Source organism: Actinomadura sp. K4S16 (assembly GCF_008327685.1).
GTDB lineage: Bacteria > Actinomycetota > Actinomycetes > Streptosporangiales > Streptosporangiaceae > Spirillospora.
In genome coordinates this window covers 1-5408 of sequence record NZ_BDDE01000039.1, presented here as the reverse complement: position 1 = coordinate 5408, position 5408 = coordinate 1, and the positions used below count along the sequence as shown (strand labels likewise).

3 rRNA genes are annotated in these 5408 nt (G+C 58.6%); all 3 read right to left on the bottom strand.

Features of this window, described 5'->3' with window-relative positions:
• The 3 genes from rrf to K4S16_RS44140 all read right to left on the bottom strand — a co-directional run bounded on the left by rrf (window position 1) and on the right by K4S16_RS44140 (window position 5349).
• Window positions 1–117, bottom strand: a 5S ribosomal RNA gene (rrf, locus tag K4S16_RS44150).
• 154 nt (window positions 118–271) lie between these two features.
• A 23S ribosomal RNA gene (locus tag K4S16_RS44145) occupies window positions 272–3382 on the bottom strand.
• A gap of 446 nt (window positions 3383–3828) precedes the next feature.
• Window positions 3829–5349 (bottom strand): 16S ribosomal RNA (locus tag K4S16_RS44140).
• Together the 16S, 23S and 5S rRNA genes form the textbook arrangement of a ribosomal RNA operon.
• Between the last annotated feature and the right edge of the window lie 59 nt (window positions 5350–5408).

The window sequence follows — 5408 nt, the reverse complement described above, 5'->3', positions numbered from 1 at the left end:
GTCCGGCGGCGTCCTACTCTCCCACACGGTCTCCCATGCAGTACCATCGGCGCTGAAGGGCTTAACTTCCGGGTTCGGGATGGGACCGGGTGTTTCCCCTTCGCCAAAACCACCGAACGTCTCAACGCACCACCCAAGCGGGCGGGCAAATCAACGTCCGAGCCTTCGACTCGGTATTCACTTCTTCAGTGACTGCGGCAACCAGGTTGTTTTCTGGGAACCACACAGGGACGCGAACAACTCACACAGCGACTCACTTTGAACGTTCAGTGTGTTCAAGCCACTCGGCCTATTAGTACCGGTCGACTCCACACGTTACCGCGCTTCCATCTCCGGCCTATCAACCCGGTCGTCTACCGGGGGCCTTACACCCACAAAGGGGTGGGAGAACTCATCTCGAGGAAGGCTTCCCGCTTAGATGCTTTCAGCGGTTATCCCGACCGAACGTAGCCAACCAGCCGTGCCCCTGGCGGGACAACTGGCACACCAGAGGTTCGTCCGTCCCGGTCCTCTCGTACTAGGGACAGACCCTCACAATTCTCCTACGCGCACAGCGGATAGGGACCGAACTGTCTCGCGACGTTCTAAACCCAGCTCGCGTGCCGCTTTAATGGGCGAACAGCCCAACCCTTGGGACCTACTCCAGCCCCAGGATGCGACGAGCCGACATCGAGGTGCCAAACCATCCCGTCGATATGGACTCTTGGGGAAGATCAGCCTGTTATCCCCGGGGTACCTTTTAGCCGTTGAGCGACACCACTTCCACACGTAGGTGCCGGATCACTAGGCCCTGCTTTCGCACCTGCTCGACACGTCCGTCTCACAGTCAAGCTCCCTTGTGCCCTTGCACTCGCCACCTGATTGCCAACCAGGCTGAGGGAACCTTTGGGCGCCTCCGTTACATTTTGGGAGGCAACCGCCCCAGTTAAACTACCCACCAGGCACTGTCCCCCACCCGGATACACGGGTGCGGGTTAGACGCTCAAAACGACCAGAGTGGTATTTCACCAATGACTCCACCCAAACTGGCGTCTGGGCTTCACAGTCTCCCACCTATCCTACACAAGACGCTCCAAGCGCCAATGCCAAGCTGTAGTGAAGGTCCCGGGGTCTTTCCGTCCTGCTGCGCGAAACGAGCATCTTTACTCGTACTGCAATTTCGCCGGGCCTGTGGTTGAGACAGCGGGGAAGTCGTTACGCCATTCGTGCAGGTCGGAACTTACCCGACAAGGAATTTCGCTACCTTAGGATGGTTATAGTTACCACCGCCGTTTACCGGCGCTTAGATTCTCAGCTTCGACCCCGAAGGATCTAACCGGTCCTCTTAACGTTCCGGCACCGGGCAGGCGTCAGTCCGTATACAGCGTCTTACGACTTCGCACGGACCTGTGTTTTTAGTAAACAGTCGCTTCCCCCTGGCCTCTGCGACCCCACCCAGCTCAGACAGCAAGTGCCATCACCAGGCAAGGCCCCCCTTCTCCCAAAGTTACGGGGGCAATTTGCCGAGTTCCTTAACCACAGTTCACCCGATCGCCTTGGTATTCTCTACCTGACCACCTGAGTCGGTTTAGGGTACGGGCCGCCGGTACACTCGCTAGAGGCTTTTCTCGGCAGCATGGGATCACTCACTTCACCTAAAACGGCTCGGCATCAGCTCTCAGGATATGCGAGAGACGGATTTACCTGTCTCTCTCCCTACAGCCTTACCCCGGGACAACCATCGCCCGGGCTGAGCTACCCTCCTGCGTCACCCCATCACTCACCTACTACCCCCTCGGGTCCCACGCTCCCCACCCAACAGGCCCGAAGGCCCGAACCACGGTTCGGGTGGTTAGCATCAGAGGGTTCAGCGTTGGCGCATACCAGCGGGTACGGGAATATCAACCCGTTGTCCATCGACTACGCCTGTCGGCCTCGCCTTAGGTCCCGACTTACCCTGGGCGGATTAGCCTGCCCCAGGAACCCTTGGTCATCCGGCGCACACGTTTCTCACGTGTGATTCGCTACTCATGCCTGCATTCTCACTCCCGCAACCTCCACCCCACGATCACTCGAAGGCTTCACCGGTTACAGGACGCTCCCCTACCCATCAACACCTTGCAGTGTCAATGCCACGGCTTCGGCGGTGTGCTTGAGCCCCGCTACATTGTCGGCGCGGAATCACTTGACCAGTGAGCTATTACGCACTCTTTCAAGGGTGGCTGCTTCTAAGCCAACCTCCTGGTTGTCAGAGCAACTCCACATCCTTTCCCACTTAGCACACGCTTAGGGGCCTTAGCCGATGATCTGGGCTGTTTCCCTCTCGACTACGAAGCTTATCCCCCGCAGTCTCACTGCCACGCTCTCACTTACCGGCATTCGGAGTTTGGCTGACGTCAGTAACCTGGTAGGGCCCATCAGCCATCCAGTAGCTCTACCTCCGGCAAGAAACACGCGACGCTGCACCTAAATGCATTTCGGGGAGAACCAGCTATCACGGAGTTTGATTGGCCTTTCACCCCTAACCACAGGTCATCCCCCAGGTTTTCAACCCTGGTGGGTTCGGGCCTCCACACCGTCTTACCGGCGCTTCACCCTGCCCATGGCTAGATCACTCCGCTTCGGGTCTACAGCATGCGACTAAAAACGCCCTATTCAGACTCGCTTTCGCTACGGCTACCCGCCACCGGTTAACCTCGCCACACACCATAACTCGCAGGCTCATTCTTCAAAAGGCACGCCATCACCAACAGAAACCCCGAAAGGTAACTGAGGAGGCTCTGACGGCTTGTAGGCACACGGTTTCAGGTACTATTTCACGACCCCTCACCGGGGCACTTTTCACCTTTCCCTCACGGTACTGGTCCGCTATCGGTCATCAGGAAGTATTCAGCCTTACCACGTGGTCGTGGCAGATTCACACGGGATTTCACGGGCCCCGTGCTACTCGGGAACACACCCAGAAGCCACTGAAATTTCGTCTACCGGACTCTCACCGTCTACGGTCGGCCATCCCAAGCCATTCGACTATCCCAGCGGTTTATAACTCCTTGCCGTCTCGGCAGAGACGACCGGGTGGTCCCACAACCCCGCACACGCAACGCCTGCCGGCTATCACACGCGCACGGTTTAGGCTCCTCCGCTTTCGCTCACCACTACTCACGGAATCACTATTGTTTTCTCTTCCTGCGGGTACTGAGATGTTTCACTTCCCCGCGTTCCCACCAACCTGCCTATACATTCAGCAGGCGGCGACACCCCATGACGGGTGCCAGGTTTCCCCATTCGGAAATCCCCGGATCAAAGTCTGGTTGCCGACTCCCCGAGGCATATCGCAGGCTCCCACGTCCTTCATCGGCTCCTGATGCCAAGGCATCCACCGTATGCCCTTAAAAACTTGAACACACAAAACGATCAAAACAAATCGCAGATAAACAACAAACCCACAAAAACCCCGGATCCGAAAACCCAAGGCTCATATGCGAGTCCGTCATCTACCAGAGATGCTCGCGTCCACTGTGCAGTTCTCAAAAAACAACCGGGCCCACCGAGGCCACACGACCCATAACGGAGAAGTGTGGCCAACGGTCCCGCAGTCCGAGGTCACCCGGGCTCGCGCCCGTTCCCTCAGGACCCAACAGCGTGTCCACCAGTCCGACCACCCGAAACCCGTTGTTCCCACTCCCCGAGGTCACCCCCGGGGCGGTACTAGCCGGGCCGCATGAACGGCCTGGTGAATAACCAGTGCTCCACATCTATGAGCAGCCACCTGACAGACACTCGCTGCCAACGGCGGCCACCGACCAGGATCCCTCTCGCGAGGCGACCCGGCCAGTTGGTGCTCCTTAGAAAGGAGGTGATCCAGCCGCACCTTCCGGTACGGCTACCTTGTTACGACTTCGTCCCAATCGCCGGCCCCACCTTCGACCGCTCCCCCCACACAAGGTGGTTGGGCCACGGGCTTCGGGTGTTGCCGACTTTCGTGACGTGACGGGCGGTGTGTACAAGGCCCGGGAACGTATTCACCGCAGCGTTGCTGATCTGCGATTACTAGCGACTCCGACTTCACGAAGTCGAGTTGCAGACTTCGATCCGAACTGAGACCGGCTTTAAGGGATTCGCTCCACCTCACGGTATCGCAGCCCTCTGTACCGGCCATTGTAGCATGTTTGCAGCCCAAGACATAAGGGGCATGATGACTTGACGTCATCCCCACCTTCCTCCGAGTTGACCCCGGCGGTCTCCCATGAGTCCCCACCCGAAGTGCTGGCAACATGGAACGAGGGTTGCGCTCGTTGCGGGACTTAACCCAACATCTCACGACACGAGCTGACGACAGCCATGCACCACCTGTCACCGGCCCAAAAAGGACCCACCATCTCTGATGGTTTTCCGGCGATGTCAAGCCTTGGTAAGGTTCTTCGCGTTGCGTCGAATTAAGCAACATGCTCCGCCGCTTGTGCGGGCCCCCGTCAATTCCTTTGAGTTTTAGCCTTGCGGCCGTACTCCCCAGGCGGGGCGCTTAATGCGTTAGCTGCGGCGCGGAATCCGTGGAAGGACCCCACACCTAGCGCCCAACGTTTACGGCGTGGACTACCAGGGTATCTAATCCTGTTCGCTCCCCACGCTTTCGCTCCTCAGCGTCAGTACAGGCCCAGAGAACCGCCTTCGCCACCGGTGTTCCTCCCGATATCTGCGCATTTCACCGCTACACCGGGAATTCCATTCTCCCCTACCTGCCTCTAGTCTGCCCGTATCCACCGCAGACCCACGGTTAAGCCGTGGGCTTTCACGACAGACGCGACAAACCGCCTACGAGCTCTTTACGCCCAATAATTCCGGACAACGCTTGCGCCCTACGTATTACCGCGGCTGCTGGCACGTAGTTAGCCGGCGCTTCTTCTGCAGGTACCGTCACGTTAGCTTCGTCCCTGCTGAAAGAGGTTTACAACCCGAAGGCCGTCATCCCTCACGCGGCGTCGCTGCGTCAGGCTTCCGCCCATTGCGCAATATTCCCCACTGCTGCCTCCCGTAGGAGTCTGGGCCGTGTCTCAGTCCCAGTGTGACCGGTCGCCCTCTCAGGCCGGTTACCCGTCGTCGCCTTGGTAGGCCATCACCCCACCAACAAGCTGATAGGCCGCGAGCCCATCCCCAACCGAAAAACTTTCCACCACCCAGCCATGCGACCAGTGGTTGTATCCGGTATTAGACCCAGTTTCCCGGGCTTATCCCAGAGTCAGGGGCAGGTTGCTCACGTGTTACTCACCCGTTCGCCGCTCGAGTACCCCCGAAGGGGCCTTTCCGCTCGACTTGCATGTGTTAAGCACGCCGCCAGCGTTCGTCCTGAGCCAGGATCAAACTCTCCATCAAGGTCCAAACGACCAACCAGGGGGCGAACCCCAGCCGGCCAAACCTCAGGAAACAATCCC